This is a genomic window from Adlercreutzia shanghongiae (assembly GCF_035830635.1).
Taxonomy (GTDB): domain Bacteria; phylum Actinomycetota; class Coriobacteriia; order Coriobacteriales; family Eggerthellaceae; genus Adlercreutzia; species Adlercreutzia shanghongiae.
On record NZ_JAYMFI010000005.1, the window covers coordinates 7,444 to 25,347 of the forward strand.

General features: G+C 62.1%; 1 protein-coding gene (only partly in view). It reads left to right on the forward strand.

The genetic code is table 11. The annotated features are described in order from the left end of the window. On the forward strand, positions 1-17,904 hold part of the coding region annotated (locus VJ923_RS03795; RefSeq protein ID WP_326438720.1) for an InlB B-repeat-containing protein (this coding region is incomplete at its 3' end). Its footprint extends 25,996 nt past the window's final position; 17,904 of 43,900 annotated nt are visible.

Genomic DNA, 17,904 nt, shown 5'->3' on the forward strand with positions numbered 1-17,904 from the left:
ATGAACGAACGCAGCGACTATCGCAACCAGAACGCCGAAGCGCCTCTGACCAGCGCTTACGACGCCCCGCAGGCCCAGGCTCCCCTTGGGGCCGCTCCCGACATGGCGGGAGGTGAAACCCAGGCCGCCGTCATCAGCCGAAACGCCCCGCGCCAGCTGAACCCCATGGGCAAGGCCATCGCCGTAGTGCTCTCCGTGCTGTTGGTGCTGACCTGCTGGAACAGCTACTCCATCGAGGAGGCGCGCCGCATGATCATCGGCGACGACGCCGTCCCCATGGCCTCGGGTACGGGCGACGAGCTCCTCGACGAGGTAGACGACGACGCCCTCAGCCAAACCGCCAACGGCGAAGACGCCGAGGGCGAGGACGCCCCAGGCGATGACGCCGAGGGCGACGACGCCCAGGGCGAAAACGGCGCCGAGGAAGAGGCCCCCGAGGCCGACGAGCCCACGGAAGAGGACATCGCTGCGTTCCTCCCCGAGAACCTCGTCGACGCTGGCAAGGTCATGCCGGCGCTTTCCGATGGCACCCTGAAGCTGAACAAGGAGGGCTTCCTGACGCCCGCCACCACCTCTGAAGACGATCTTAAGGCCGCCTTTGCGGAGCGTTTCGCGTTCTCTCTCACGCCCGCCAACGCTCTGCGCGCCTCCGACGATGTCTTCCACGTGGGCAACACCAGCGTCATGCTCACGCCCTCTTTTGGCAACACGAACGTCACGTTCGACGGCGGTTATCTCGGCGGCGCCGAAGACAACGATGCCGTCGCGCTCACCTTCGAGGCGCCCTTCGTGTACGAGAAGGCCGACGGCACCTTTGCCACCACCCTCTCGGAGGAGGAGTGGAAGGCCCGCGGCGCCGACGCGAGCGATCTGCGCGCGAAGGTGGCCGTCTCGGTTCTGCCCGACGGCTGGACGGTGTACACCAAGCACGGCGAGGGCTACCTCAAGCGCACGGCCGAGGAACTCGCCGACGGTCTGTCCGGCACCGTGGTGCTTCGCTTCGAAGGCGTGCAGGACGAGAACGGCATCACCGTGAACGACACCCGCGGCCAGATGCCCGCCGGCACTCAGCTGCCCGTGGCCTTCGCGTGGCTCACCGAAGGCGTGCCCGCCGCGATGAACGTTTCCGTGAACGCCGGCTTTGCCGTGTGCTCTTACACCGCCGCCACCAACGATGACGGCACGCCGCGCGCCGATACTCTTTACTATAACTATATAGATAGTGCCGCCGCCAGCGCGGTGCTCGCCAACGCGGAGCCCCAGGCGGCCCTCGATGCCACCCTCGAGGCCGGCACCCCGGTGTTCGAAAACGAGACCGGCTGGGCGCCCTTCACGGTGACGCTGGTCGCGGGCAAGGGCAGCCTTGCCGAGCGCAGCTACACCCTGCGCGCCATCGATGCTCCCGACACCGCCGAGGGCAAGGGCGCGCTTTCGGCCGACGGCATCGTCGCCTTCGACGCCACCGGTCTTACCGCCGAAGAGCTCGCGAAGGTGAACCCGGCCGACGTGACCACCATCGAGGCGCTCGACCGCAGCCTCGCTGAAGTGTCGGTCATCTCCGACGGCGCGGGCGAGGTTACCATCACCGCCGATAAAGACGCGACCCTTTCCGTCGACGCCGTTTCGGGCGAGACGGAGAATGTGCGCACCCTCTACATCGCCGTGCCCTACGCCGCCGCCAACCTTACCGAAACTGAGGACGGCGCGGCCTACAACACCGAGGCGCCCGCTCTTTCTCTGGTGGCCGCCGAAACGGTGAAGGCCGTTCAGGAAGATAAGGTGGAAGGCGCCGCGTCGGTGAACGAGACCCTCGCCGACGAGGACGTGACCATCATCAACGACTTCGGCGCCCAGGAGGTTGCCTTCGAGAAGCCGGCCGCTCCGGAGCCCGAGCCCGAGCCCGCCCCCGAGCCCGAGCCCACCGAGCCCGAGCCCACCGAGCCCGCCGAGACGCCGGATGCGGAAGAGCCGGCAGGGGAGGAGCCGACCGACGAGGAGCCTGCGCCCTTCAGCCCGGACCTGTCCCAGGAGCCCTCGGTGGCCGCCGACAACTTCACCACCGTGCAGGACCTGTTCGCCGACACCGCCATGTTCGGCGGCGCCGACCCGCTGGCCACCTCGCTCTTCGCGATGAGCAGCTTCACGGGCGGCATCTCCACGTTCTCGCTCGTGCCCACCAAGGGCGCGTCGGCCCTCACCCAGAAGCACTTCGATCCGAACCTGGGCCTGGGCGGCTCGGGCTTCGGCAACGACTTGGGCGGCAACACCTACCTTCTGAACGACAAGGACGCCCCCTCCATATCGCTGCAGATCAAGTCCGAGGTGTCCGACGGCTTCATGGGCGGCTACACGCTCGACACCGCCGACCCCAGCGGCTACAGCAAGATGGCCACGAGCCTTGTGGTGAACATCCCCTATCTGTATCAGAAGGGCGAGAACGCGGGCGCCCTGGCCTCTACCTACGACTTTGCTGACTGGGTGAAGAACAACAACGGCATCGGCTATACCTATATTAATGAAGAGGGCAATAAGGTCGCGGCCGACAAGTCCCAGGCGCGCTACTTCTCCGTACTTATTAATAAGTCGGTCATCAACCGCTGGTACGTGTATCTGGAAATCGACAAGGCGGGCTCCAAGCGCGTGCCGCTGGACACGATCATCTCCCAGGGCTTCAGCGAGAAGGAGTGGGAAGAGGCGCTGGCTGCCTCCACGCTTACGCAGAAAGAGCGCGAGGAGTACCAGGACATCGACTTCACCAACGGCTTTACCGGCCGTCTGCGCTTCGTGTGGCACGGCCCCCAAGATCCGTCCAACATCATGACCGGCTACTCCTGGCAGATGGACATGTCGACCCGCTTCAGCTACTACCCGCAGCTCGACATCAAGATGAACGGCACCATCCCCGAGAACGCCGGCGGCACCATCACCATGGGCGGTACCTGCTACTCCTACACCGACGGCTCCGGCAAGCCCTACTACCCGACGCTCAACGGCACCTCCTCGGGCAAGGCCACGCCGGGCACGCCCTTCGAGGCGGCCGAGGGCGAACCGGGCAACCAGACTATTCGCAAGATCACGCTGCTGAAGACGAACCTGTCGTGGAAATCTACCTACGAGGCCATCTCCAACAACGTTATGTACGACCGCTACAATTATATGGTATACAAGGTCACCACGAAGAACGACTCCGAGGGCACCTCTGAGATCGACCGCGTGCAGTACTTCTTGAACGCCATGGCCGAAGAGCGCGACGCCGGCGAGGGCCTGACGCGCGAGGACCAGATGACCTGGCTTGCCAAAGACAACAAGGCCATCGGCAACCCGAAGTACTACAAGAGCGGCACGACGTGGGAGTACGGTACCACGAACGCCACGAAGGTAACCGGTGCCGGCGGCGGCATCACCTCCGGCTCCGATGACGAGGGCACGGCCTACTACCGCGGCGTTCCCAACGAGGGCGGCGTGCTCATCTACGACACCAGCGAGTGGACCGAAGATGACTACAAAAAGCTCGACGTCGTGAACTTCAGCAACCTCGATGAGATCATGAATAAGTACAACACGGTGAAAGTGGCCGAGGGCACGCGCGATGCCGACGGCAACCCCATCGTGAACACCCCGTCGATGCCCTATCAGACCACGGGCCAGGCCGGCCGTATCGTGGTCACCATGGGGGAGAACGACGGCGGCCACCTCTATCCGGAAAAGGTAATCAAAGAGACCAACATCAAAGAGGTCGACCCCGATGCCCACTCCGAGATCACGCTGCTCGTGGCCGTTCCCTTCACCACGAACGTGAAGCTGCAGCGCGCCACGAACCAGAAGCTGCCCGTCGTGCAGTGGGATAGCGACAAGCACGACAAGAACGGCTCGTACTACCATGTGAGCATGAACCCGCTGACAACCATCTTCTTCGGCAAGCTGGGCGACGACGACTACTCCTGGTCCGACAGCCCCGCCCGCTTCGCGGCTCGCTTCCACGAGCCCGAGAACGGCCTGGAGATGAACAAGTACGTCGAAGAGACGTGGCAGGGCGCCGTCAACGAGGCCACCAAGCGCCCCGCGGTGGAGCAGGTGGAGAACACCGAGCACAGCTATTTGGGCTACCCGGTCTCCTACGTCATCACCAACTTCAAATCTACGGGCAACATGCCGCTGTACGGCGCCAACGTGAACAAGGTCTCCGTGGGCCCCGAGATTGAAGAGCAGCTGCCGAACTACTTCAAGCTGTACAACCTGGAATTCGAGGTGGACCGCGAGGAGGGCCAGACCGGTCCGCTGTCCTTCTCGAACTACTTCGACGACAACGTCGTCGATTTCCCGGGCTTCGGCACCGATGGCTGGTCCGGCTCGGTCGCCCAGTTCGAGGTGGCCTACACCACCACGCCCGACCCCAACAAGCCCGATCAGATCCTCGAACAGAAGCAGTGGATCAACCTGGGCACGCCGGTGAAGGACGAGGCCGCCTCCACTAACGATCGCCTCGTGTACCGCCTCGGCGGCACCGACGAGGCCACGAGCCTCTACAAGCTGATGGCCGACCGCCGTCTCGGCACGAGCACCGAGGGCATCGGCGCCCTGCCCGGCGCGGGCGTCAATGACTACAACTTCACCGGCCGCATGCGCATCGTGCTGCGCGGCCCCATGCAGCGCGACACGGAGTTCCCCATCCGCATCCGCGTCAACGGCGTGCTCACCGTGCCCGACCAGTACTACGACAACCTGGCCATCGCCAAGTACACCAAGCGCGTCTGGTCGCTGGCCGGCGCCACCCCGCAGTACGCCGTGGAGTCGCCCTTGGAAGACCCCGAGTCGACGGCCAGCTTCTGGAACAGCGTCCCGCCCGAGCCGACGCTGAAGGCCTACGCCATCAACACCTCGAAGGACATCCTGTTCGACGAGTCGAAAGATGCTATTCTCGCGCCCTACGACAACGTGAACGAGGCCAACAACAAGAACCAGCCCATCTTCGACCGCTCCGGCGCGGGCTGGCGCTTCGAGCTGAACAACAACGCCATGTCCATGATGATCCCCGCGTCCATCACCATCGGCGATGTGTACAACTCCTCCGCCAGCTCCGTGGTGCCCACGGCCCCCACGGGCTTCGACGCCACTAAGATCGGCATCTCCCAGGACATGCTCGCCGATACCGATATCGATTCGGTGACCATCACGTACTGGGCGAAGGACAACCCGCTGGCCACCACCTGGTCGAAGAAGACCGTCACCTACACCATGTACGACGAGTCGGGGGAGGTGCTGCCCGAAGAGGCCGAGACCGGCCTTAGGCAGTTCCAGGAGTACGAGCGCGACCGCAAGGGCAACTATAAACTGGATGCCAGCGGCGAAAAGATCCCCTACGGCCTGGAGATTCTTCCCAAGGACTGGAACGACGGCTACCTCATCGGCGTGAAGGTGAAGTTCAAGTCCATCAAGGGCTCTCATGAAATCGATAAATCACATAAACATTATGTCGAGATTCAGGGTACCCCCAAAGAGCTGGACAAGATGACCCTCACGGGCACCTTCAAGACCGATTACGAGGACATCTACTCGCCTTTGGCCTCCTTCAACGAGTCGGCCACGGCCTCGGCCACCTTCAAGTCCCGCAAGGCCCCCTACGTGCTGGAAGTGGACGCCCAGGGCATGCGCGAGAGCAAGTTCCCGGGAGACGCGGACGCCATCACCGGCGACGTGGAAACCATCGCGGTGGGCGACCAGGAGTACGTGGTGGACGACCATGACCATTACTTCCTGTGGAAGAAGGACGCCAGCGGCAAGGTGGTCACCGACGAGTACGGCGAGCCGGTGCCCGACACCTCGAAGTGCTACGAGCTGGACGGCACCCTGGTGCGTGACAGCGACGTGCACGAGCCCATGGAGTTCCAGGGCTACATCGGCAACACCGGCAGCGGCTGGCGCATCAAGGTGTCCAACGACTCCGACTTCGCCATCGGGCCCGCGGTGCTCTCTGCCGGCCTCATGCTGAACACCAACATCAAGGACGAGGTGGCCACGGTCAACAAGTCCATCCCCTATATGCACAACAAGCTGGTGAACTACGACGCCGAGGGCATCGCCATCAGCCCGAAGCTGTTCACGCCCGAGGAGGAGACCGTCGAAAACGAGGACGGCTCCACGGAAAAGGTCATGCGCCTGAAGGGCGGCATTCTGGACGATCTGGAGATTCGCTACTGCGCGAACAACCAGGACGCCAACAGCAAGGAAGAGGCCGCGCCGTTCGTGATCGACGGCCTGAAGCTGCGCGCCGCCACCGACACGCTCACGGAAGACGACTACGAGCAGGCCGACCCCGACAAGACCGACGCCAGCCAGCTGAAGCCCATCCCCAGCAAGGACGATTTGAAGAACGAGGGCATCTACGTGGATGAGGCCACGGGCTTCCTCGTCATTGAGTCGAAGGCATGGGCGGCGGCCACCCGCTACATCGTGGGCTACAACCTGCACTTCACCAACTTCGGCTACGGCATCACCCAGGCCGACAACGCCTATGTGGACCTCTACGGTACGGTGAAGAACACCGCCCAGATGGAAATCGGCGCCGTGTGGGCCACCGACTACCCGAACCCGAAGTGGAACACCGGCTCCCATGACCCGGCCATGCTGGAGGGCGCGCCGTACCCGGCCAAGGGCATTCCCATCGTGAAGGCCGGCGCCAACCTCTCCGAGGACCCGACCATTCGCCACGAGGACACCGGCGGCCGCGACGACTGGCAGTGGACGAGCGGCGCGAAGAAGGGCCTGAAGCAGAAGGCCTACTACGACTACGAGTCCGGCTACAAGGTGTATCTGGGCAACGACACCCGCTACGACATCTCGCTGGGCGGCTCGCTTACCTTAGGCCCCCTGCCGCTGGATGTGCTCGGCGACGACCGCATTCCCGGCTCCAAGACCAAGCTCGTCGACTACGAGACCCGCGGGCTGCGCCTGTCCCACGAGCTCTTCCAGCTGACCGATTCGGCCGTTATCGAAAGCGAGGGCCTCGAGAGCACCGCCACCACGGCCGGCAAGCTGATGGATATCGAGCTGTACTACTACGACAGCTCCGAGGAAGACCGCGACAAGGCCATCATCGCGGCGAAGAAGGCGGCTGCCGCGGCGGTCAAGCCTTTGGTGAACGAGTACGAGAACGTGCGCACCTTCTCGCTCAAGCAGCTGGTGGACTACATCAACCAGAAGAAGTTCTCCTACGATGGAAACCTCACCCTGCACACCACCACGCCGGCCGACGAGGGCCTGGCCTCTTACGATAAGCCCGACTGGTGGAACGACGACTACTGCACCGTCACCAGCGAGGGCGACATCATCATCGGCTGGGACGTGTGGGATCAGGGCTTCCTCATCGGCATGAAGCTCGACTACGCCACCTTGAACCGCTACGTCACCGAGAAGACCAACGCCCATGTGGAGTTCATCGGCGGCACCTCCAACCGCGGCGACTTCACCTTGAACGCCAAGTTCAAGACCCGCCAGGCCATTGAAGAGTGGACCCGCTCCTGGGAGAGCGACGCCACCCTGCACTCGGTGCTGCCTCCCATCCGCCCGAACACCGCCATCGGCGCCTACGGCTACGAGGCCGGGGCCGACGATACGCCGGCCAAGGAAGATGTTGCCTCCAAGCACGTAAATTACGCCATCATGGATAAGAAGACGGCGGAGACCAGCTCGTCGGATCAGCTGAACAGATTCCGTGATAACTATTGGAATCAGTACCCGGCTTGCGCGAGTGAGGTAACTCTCGATAAGCCCATTTCGTTCCGCAATGAGTACAACTCGGGCTATCGCGCCGAGGTCATCAACGATTCCGGCTTCCCGATGTACTTAGGTGCCACACTCACTATCGGCAATCTTACGCCGCGCTGGGACGACTACGGACAGGCGAAGGATAAGACCATCGGCTTCCGCACGAGCGTCCTGTCTTTCTCCAAGGGCTTGATGGATAACTCCCAAATTGAGTTCATTAAGATTAAATCGGTGCCGCAAGGTACTAAATACAAGTCTGGACAAGGCCTCAAAGCAGATTTGATTGACCCGCCGACTCTTGCTACCGAGAAGATTCTCTGGTGGGAGGATCAGCCTGATGGCACCCAGGGCTTGAAGTCGATGCTTGCCGACGTGAATAATGCAAACGTCACTCAGGACGCGAATGGCAATATGCTTATCTCCTCGAAGCTCTGGAATCAGTTCGAGCTGTTCTACGTGGAAGTGCACTTCTTTAAAGTGAACGAGCGTGTAACTCGCGATACAAAAGCTTGGGTCGACCTGTTTGGCTACTCTATCGATTCCTGTAACGTAACCTGGGGTACCGATCCTTATCATACCGAAACGCGAATTACCTATCCTGAGGGCGACAGCTACCGTCAGTTCCATATTGGTGAGACCCACGGTTGGGGCTGTGGCGGCGGTTGGCCCAATAAGGAGGAAATTGCTCGACGTTACATCGGATATCGCTCTTATGTTGATAACTACTATGTGGTGATTGAGGGAGATACCGAATTTAAGGCTACCTATCCTAATAGCGCATGGAACAAGCTTGAGCAAGCTGGTGTGGATCATAATGGCGCGCCGCAACCCGTGAATAAGCCCAACGCTGACGGGGAGCAGACCTGGGCCAATGACCAGGCAAATCTTTATGCCATCGCCGGTATGCCGTTGCCGCGAATTACTGCCAAGGCGTACTTTGACACAACGAAAGATGCCGCCCAGGCTATCGCCTCAGATGCTCCGTTAAACCTTTCGGTCGCTAATACTGCGAATGCCAATGACGGAACCAACACCGATGTGGGTGCCAAGGCCTATTGGGGTGACGAAGGCGCTGGCTATCGCTTTAATCTGTCAAATATCGGCAACAACTACAAGGGTAAACCGGCTCGCGATATGTTCGAGTCCGAGTTGCGCATTGGTACGAGCAGCACCCATAAATACGATAATGAATTCTACGATGGAGGAACTCCTGGCGATACTTCTTACGCTGACCGCCCCTGGGGCCAGGAAATTGCTAACTCCGCCGTACCCGGTCGCGATGATGTTGAAGAGTATGAGCAGGCGGTGCGTGGCTTCCAGACTAAGGCAATCATGCTTAACGAGTACCTGCTGTCCATGACGGAATTAAGCTATGTCACCTTTACGTATTACGAGAAAGAAGATCCGACTAATCGCACTACAACGCCGGGCAACTTACCGACAGAGAAGAAGTATTTGCGTCTTGTACTTGATGAGAAGATCGATGTTCCCACTAAAGCCGAGGATGGCACGGTCACCTCAAACCGTGTGACCAAGACGGTTACTGAGGGCACGGAAGACAGCGCGATAACCATAACCGAGGTTCACATGAATCCCAAGGAGTTCACCGATGAGTTCGTGAACGCCAACGGCGACATGGTCATCCCGCGCTCGGTGTGGAACGATGGCTTCCTCACCAACGCCGTGGTGCGCTTCCATCGCGTGAAGTGCGGCATGGAAGCCGAGAAAGCCTTTGCGGATGTATGGGGCTTCGCCGATGACGTGCGTGACATGCCTCTTTCCGCTTGGTTCGGCTGCACTTACGACTATAACGACTGGCACTATAAGTACGTCTCGTACGACAAGAACAATGAGCGTATGCCAGCAGTCTTCGGTCGCAATCTCAAGGGCTACGATGAAGATTGGTGGGCGACTACTTGGAACTACAGCGATGGAGTGCGCCGTGTCCCCTACGGTTACCGCGGTTTGGGAACGTACGGGAACGCCTCGCCACTTCATCAAGAGCCGAGCAATGATCGCTATGGATTTACTCGCATTGGCACGCTGCTTTATTACAAGGGCGGACGCGAGCAGATTGGTTACACATCTGATGGCGACAAAAATGCTCCGGTAAACGAACGCCAGGTTGCTGACTACACTACCTATTGGACAGCCGACGACGTATTCAGCTACGGCGCTGTAACGGCGTTTATCTACGGCCGTCCCTATGAGGTGAACGAGAAGGTTGTCCCCGAGACGTTCATGCGCTCCACGGGCGTGACTGCTGAGAAGGGCTACGATGACACGGCGGCTGGTGCCGACCAGACCTCCAAGCTGGCCAAGGCCCAAGAGACCCGCGCTTATTACACCGAGGACGGCTCCGGCTTCCGCTTTACGCTCACCAACGATAAGGCCGCCGTCACGGCGACGAGCGACCCTGGTGCCCTGGCGCCTTCTAACTATATGCACAAGGCCTACTTCTCCACCTCGAAGATTCCGTTTGTGGAGGACGCCGATGCCACCGACGACAAGAAGCGCTACGTGAACTTCCACACCGAGAGCATCGCCCTTTCCAAGGAGCTGTTCGATGTGGTGGGCTACAAGGACAAGACGGCCGTGGCCGACCGCGCCGGTGTGAAGGACCTCACGCTGTACTGGCGCGAGTACAAGGCCGCCGCCGACAGCAAGCTGACTATCAAGGGCTCGGACCTCGAGGCCATCGCCACGGGCGTTTTGGAAGAGACCGGCGCCGACGGCACGAAGCGCTCCACGCTGTCCGATGACGAGTGGATCAACGCCGAGAACGCCCGCGTGTACAAGGACGCCAAGGGTCGCGTGCACGTGGTGCGCCTGGTGAACGAGAAGGACGCCGACGGCAACGACATCATGGTGGGCGAGGGCGACGCCGCCAAGCCCAAGAAGGTCGACGGCCCTGAAATCATGTACGTCCAGGAAGACGGCGACCTCATCATCACCGAGGACATGTGGGACGGCTGGTACTTCCGCAACCTGGAGATGCATCTGCGCAACTTCCAGGGCCAGGTGACCAAGGACAGCCGCGCCTTCGTGGAGTTCTGGGGCACGGGCAGCTGGCGCTGGGTCGGTCACAACGTGGCCGCCATGCTGCGCACCGACTGGATCACCGGCTGGTGGAACACGAACAACCAGAACACCCAAACCGACGCCAACAGCAGCTACGGCACCCTCATCGTGAACGACGCCTTCAACGCGGCGTGGAAGGGCAACGAGACGCTGAACAACTACACCCGCTGGGACTATCACTGGAAGTACACCAACACAAATACCGGTGACGGCTACTATGGTCAGTTCGATATGGGCACGGGCACCTACAACGTGTTCTCCAAGTACCACAAGGGCCTTGCGCCCTATGCCCATACGGCCTACGCGAACCTGAACATCGCGCTTCTGCCCGTGCGTCCGAAGGTTGAGATGTGGGCCTACAAGGACGCCTCGGCCAACAACCTCGCGCACAACGACCTTACGGCCAAGTACGAGACCGACCGCACCACCGGGGCGAGCTCGTATCGCTCCCGCGCCGACTGGGGCACCCAGCCGCGCGCCTACTTCCATGACGAGTCGGTGGGCTACCGCGCCGTGGTGACCAACGATTCGCGCTACGACATCGATGCGGGCGTGAAGCTCACCTTGGGCACCCTTACGCCGAACTCCTCGAACCTGGCCCCGGCGCTGCTCGGCAACGTGGGCTTCCGCACCACGAAGCTGTCGCTGTCCCGCGCGCTGTTCGATGCCGGCCAGAAGACCGTGTACATGAAGGACGGCAAGGAGGTGGAGGCGGGCACCGCCGGTGCGGTGGCCACCACGCGCAACGCCATCAAAAAGATCACCTTCCAGTGGTACGACCGCGACGCCAAGGCGACGCGCAACACGCTCACCGTGACGAGCAACTACGGCTCCAGCAGGGCGGACGACACGACGACCCATTGGGACAACCTCGGCGGCCACCGTGCCCGCGCGGGGCTGCCGGTGTACGCCAACGGCTACTCCACGACCAAGACCGACGGCACGCCGCTGCGCACCACCAGCTACAGCGGCGCCCGCGTGGCCAGCTGGTTTGCCGGTACGGGCGACATCAACGAGTGGCTGAGCGTGGAAGGGGAGACCTTCTACACCTACGACGCCGCCACCGATGCCTATACGCGCGTCACCGCCGCCGACGGCAGCCAGGCTGCGGGCCTTGATGTCTTCAACGCCCAGACGGCCGCCGGCCAGCTCTACATCGCCGACGGCGCGAACAGCTACATCAAGGTGACCGTGCAGGCCCTCACCGACGACGGCGACGTGTTCGTGCCCGCCGACGAGCCCGAGACGCCCGAGGGCGGCGAGGGCGCCGGCGAGACGCCGGCTGAGCCTGCCCCCGCACCCAGCGTGTTCGAGTACCGCTTCACCGAGGCGGCTTCTCTGGCCGGCATCACCGTCACCGATAACGGCGATGTGGTCGTCGATCCCTCCAAGTGGCTCGGCGGAGACTTGGCCAGCGTGACCATCGAGTACGACTGGTACAAGGGTCTGGGCAAGGGCTACGCCTCCTCGGCCACGGCCAGCAAGAAGGCCTACGTGGACTTCTTCGGCTACTCCATCGACTCGCCCGACGTGGACAAGGTGAACGCCATCCGCGACACCTGGTGCATCAACGACGGCTTCGACGCCAACGACGGCGGTGCTGTGACCTCCGACATGGACTGGTTCTACGACATCATCGACCTGCCGGCCAACTTCCACACCACCTACAACAAGCGCACCGTTACCTGGAACGGCAGCACGCCGACCTACAACGGCACGAACTGGGACAACTTGGCCGGTCGCACGAGCTCAAGCTACAACGAGAATGAGCACAACGGCTGGTCCACCTACACGGCCAACGGCTATGGCGAGCTGAACCACACCTACGATTACGGCGAGATGTTCGCCCACATGCCCGCTTCCTCCCAGAAGGTGGTGGGAAAGACCTTCTTCGCCGACAGCCCCAAGCCGCTCATCTCCGACACGGCGACGCTTTCCGACACCACGCGCACCTACCTGAACTACTACGGTGCCGGCTGGCGCTTCACCTACACCAACTACGCCAACCCCACCAACGTGTTCCGCTCCAACAGCAACATGACCCATCAGTGGAACTACGCGGCCAACATCTACGACCGCGACTACGAGATGTTCGACAGCTACATCGAGATCGGCGCCATGCCGGCCGATAAGGTGCCCGACGGCGACGCCGGCAAGGCCACTTACAACAAGGTGAAGGACGAGCGCTACGAGTACGCCAACGACTACCGCAGCTTCGATGCCAAGTACGTCACCCTGACGGCAGGCCTGTTCAACGCCGCTACCTGGAGCAAGCTGGGCACCACCCGCGGCAACGCCGTGAAGAAGATCACCATCACGGCCATGCCCGCCGCCCCGCGCACCGATATGGCCACAGACGACGACGAGGAGGCCGACCCAGCCTCGCTGACCGGCGGTCTTCCGCTCACGGCGGCGGCAGGGGAGACCGACGATGCGAACGTGAAGTCCACGGAGACGACGACGAACGCCGACGGCACCACCACGGTGACGGTCACCTACCTCGACGGCCACACCAAGGCCACCACCTCCGGCACCGGCGTGGCCACGGTGGTCGTGTACACCTATGACCTGGCCAACATCGTGGCCAACGGCGCCTTCTACGACAACGGCAACGCCGCCACGGGCAACTTGGTTGTGCCCTGCACCCTGTGGGACAAGGCCTACCTGTCCAAGGTGCGCGTGGATATGGCGCACTTCAACGCCGGCGTGAAGGAAGCCGACAAGGCCTCCATCGAGGTGCTCGGTGCTGCCGACGTCTCCAAGAAGAACGTGACGCTGCAGTCGGTGTTCAACACCAACTACAAGGAGAACGGCTATTTGGATGGCGCCGCGAACGCGGGCAACTGGGATCACCAGACCGACCTCTACGGCACCTACAGCGGCGTTATCAACGGCAGCCACTACACGTCCAACGGCACGAACTACACCGTGAGCAACAGCCTGACGAATCAGGGCTACACCCTTGATAAGTACAGCCGCACAGCCCCGGTGAGCAAGGCGCTGGGCGACGGGCTGTACGGCTACACCTACCAGCACGTTTCCAACGGCATGGACCGTGCCGACTCGGCCACTCTCGTGCCGCAGGTCGATCCCATCAAGCCCAGCATCGAGGTGCGCTCCCTCGTGAGCGAGGAGGCCCCGGCCGATTCCGGCTCCTACGTGGAGTACGACAAGCAGAGCGCCGGCTCGAACACGAAGGACTACCGCTGCGTGGAGACCCTGCTCGGCACCGAGAACTCCGGCTGGCGCTTCTATCTGAGCAACAACTCCGCCTATGCGCTGGACCACAGCCGCTTTACCGCCTCGGGCATGTACTCCGAGATGGTGGATGGCGAGTGGCGCGGCTTCGATCTGAAGACCATCACCTTCAACGAGCCCATGCTCTTGGCCCTGCTCGCCGAGAAGATCGACGACATGGACGCGGTGCCCCCCACCTACGACCCCGATCCGGTGAAGCGCCTTGAGCAGGAAGTGGCGGAGCTCGACATCTTGAGCCGCTACAACAGCCATGCGGTGACCGACGCCACCAAATCGAAGATGGCGAGCCTCACCGAGGAGCAGATGAAGCAGCTCCTCGAGGGCTACACCATCGACCTGTACACGGTGAAGCGCGACGACGCCACGGCCGTCAACACCGCTGCCACCAAGAACGCCAACGGCAGCTACCCGGCCAAGGTGCCCGCTTCTCCCACCTACACGGTGAAGCTGTCCGACTACGTGAAGCAGGTGGACGTCATCGTGCAGCAGAAGGGCGCCGACGGCAAGCTGCAGGACGTGAAGACCACCCAGTGGGTCGTGCAGATTCCCGCGGCCCAGGGCTGGAACGGCGAGAGCAGCGACAACTGGCCCGGCACCTACGTGCTGAAGACCGTCATGCACCTGCCCTCCTTCGCCTCGTCGGTCACTTTCAACCGCCTGTCGTCCACCTACCTGGGCGTCTACGGCGGCCAGGAGCCCTTCATCGACTTCCACGGCGTGCCTTCCCGCGCGGTGCACATGACGCTGTCCGGCAAGTTCTCCACGGAGTACAAGACCGATTCCTGGAACGGCGAGCTTTCCAAGGACAACAACGCCTACACCACCACCTTCGAGGGCACCAACGACTCAAGGACCAACAGCATCACCACCTGGTCCTGCATGATCCCGCTGACCGCCGAGCCGGCCATGCGCACCACCTTCAACTGGTCCGGTGGCAAGACGCGCGAGACCCACTACACGGTGTCGGTGGCCGAGGCGGGCTACAACCTCATCACGGCCTCCGATATCGCCAACCCGCGCTCCCTGGCGAGCCGCGTGGGCTACGTGCCCTACCGTTGGGGCGACGATCCGCGCATCGTGGCCGACGAGCCTCTGCAGAAGCGCACCGAGTCGGCCTTCTACAAGTACACCCTTGAGAACCCGACCCGCTCCCAGGCCGAGAACGGCTACCTCGACCTTACGCTGAGCAACGTGAGCAAGATCACGAAGAACAACGTGGCGGAGTGGCGCGGCTTCATCGGCACCCAGCTGCAGATCGACGGCTACTACCGCTATGCCGTGGGCGACAGCAAGCGCAAGATGCTGCTGCCCGCCGATTTCGAGGGGGAGAACGCGAACCGTCCCACCGAGTGGTACAACCGCGGCGGCAAGATCAGCAAGCTCGAGATCTTCCGCGCCGACCAGACCATCTTCCACGACGGCGACGAGCACAAGGTGGGCAACGTGGTGGTGTCCACGGCCACGCCCATGGCCACCATCCCGCTCGACCAGGCCGCCCTGGAGTCGCTTTTGTCCAGCACGCCGAAGGGCTCCTACGGCACGCTTGTCATCGAGCTGGATCAGAAGTCGCTTGCGCCCTACATGAACATCGACCCGTCCACGAACAAGAAGTTCGTCTACGGCGCCGTGGGCACGGTGCGCCTGTCCTACGACACCATGGCCGCCAACATGATGATCTCGAACTTCAACGGGGCGGTGTACTCCGGCGCCAACACGGACAAGACGGACAACCACGACACGGTGGGCGTCTACGACACCGACCGTAACGACAGCAAGGACGGCACGGCGTTCATCGCCCGCATCTACGGCAAGGTGATGACCCACGGCGTTGAGTCCTCGACGGCCAACACCTTCAACAACACCATGTCGTCGACGACCTACTACTTCCCGAAGACGGCCTACTACGGCAACATCGGTCGTTCCGAGACCTGCTCGGTGTACCTGACGCCCTACAACGCCACCTCCACGGCCAGCGTGTTCAAGCAGAACGACACGCGTCCGACCCAGACGCCGGCCGGCGGAGTGACCACCTACACCCGTGCCGAGAACATCTCCACGTCCACGGTCAACGACTACACCACGTTGGCGGGCAAGGCCTCAAGCACCATCAACAGCGAGCTGGCCGGCTCTGCCTCCCAGCGCACCGCCATCGAGGTGGCCAACAAGTCCACGGGCAACGGCTACGAGTTCACCTACCGCAACGTCACCCGTGCCCGCTCCGATGCGGCCACACTGACCATGCGCATCGACAGCGTCTCCATGAGGGCCAAGGAGATGCTCACCACCGACGCTTACGAAGAGGGCGATCTGGATACCCGTCCGTTCTACAAGAACTACGGGGTGGTGCGCGGCTTTAAGACCGCCGAGCTGAACTTCGGCACGGCCCTTACCCGCATGGGCACCTTCACCAAGGCCCGACTCACCTTCCTGCAGCCCAACGGCCAGAAGTTCGTGCTGTCCCTGACGCCGGTCGACTTCGCCGGCCTCAAGAACGCCGACGACACCTACACCATCAACTTCCACGACGATTTCGTGGTCGGGGGCAAGACGGTGCGCTCGCTCACCACGGCCGGCAAGATCGTGATGGACACCACGGCTTCGTACCCCATCACCACGGGCAGCGACCTCACCTACACCCTGGACGACTGCTATCTGTACCAGGTGGACTTGGACTACAGCAACCTGGAGCCCTCCTGGCGTCCGAACATGGGTGCTGCCGACGCGACGGAAGACGCCAACAGCCTGCTTACCATGAAGGCCGAGGGCAAGGCCGACTGGTACAACTCCGCGGGCAACGTGGACTCCTCCTGCTCGAACGTCTACAGCAGCGGCAACAGCACGTACTACCCCCACAACGACCTGCTGCACACCCGCATCTACCTCACCCAGACCGGCGCTCACGACACCCGCGCCTCGGTGCAGAAGTGCGCCGCGCTTTCCGTGCCGCGCCCGGCTCTGGAAGTGCACAGCTACATCCGCTACGGCAAGACCGCCGACTACACCGAGACGAGCCGCTCCGACAGCGCGTGTTCCGATGGCAACCGCACCGAGGTGACGGTGCCCTACGCCAAGACCTTCCGCTTCTGGGCCCAGCTGCGCAACGAGCCCCGCTCGGGCACCCAGGCCTATTCCAAGCTGGACGACACCGACGTCACCTTCGCGTTCCCCATGGATTGGGAGACCTTCTACACCGAGAAGAAATCTGTTGTTGACAATCCTGTTGAAGGCGTGGTCTCTGGTCAAACCAGTGCTTTCACTGGCTTCCATATGATACAGGCCACCATCATGAGCTCCTACATCAAGTGCTTCCCTGATGCCAAGGTGGGTAAAATCCGCATCTGGGGTTACTCCACAGAACAGCTCTCTGAGCGTGAACTGAGCGGTTTGCCGAAGAAGCCGACGGAAGTAAAGAAGGCCGTGCTCAAGCCCTACTACGACGGCGACAAGCTGGCCGGCTGGGAGCTGGAGTACACCACGGGCTTCGCTGACGACAAGGACGGCTTCCGTGAGGCTGCCGCCAACAGCATCGAGAAGGCCGGCGGCGCCTACCCGGAGACGCGTATGCTCTTCCCGCTGGATAGCGACGGCAACTTCACGCTGACCGAGGACGAGGTCTGCAACAAGCTCGGCATCGAGATTCCCACCCAGCTGCAGCTGTTCAGCTGGAAGGACATGGCCGAGGATGCTGTTGACTATGCGAACCAGAACGTCTTCATCACCGGCTATACCGACTCCAACTTCGAGACCCAGCGCACTATTTCTGTGACGACGCAGAACCATATGGACTGCCTGCGCGAGCTG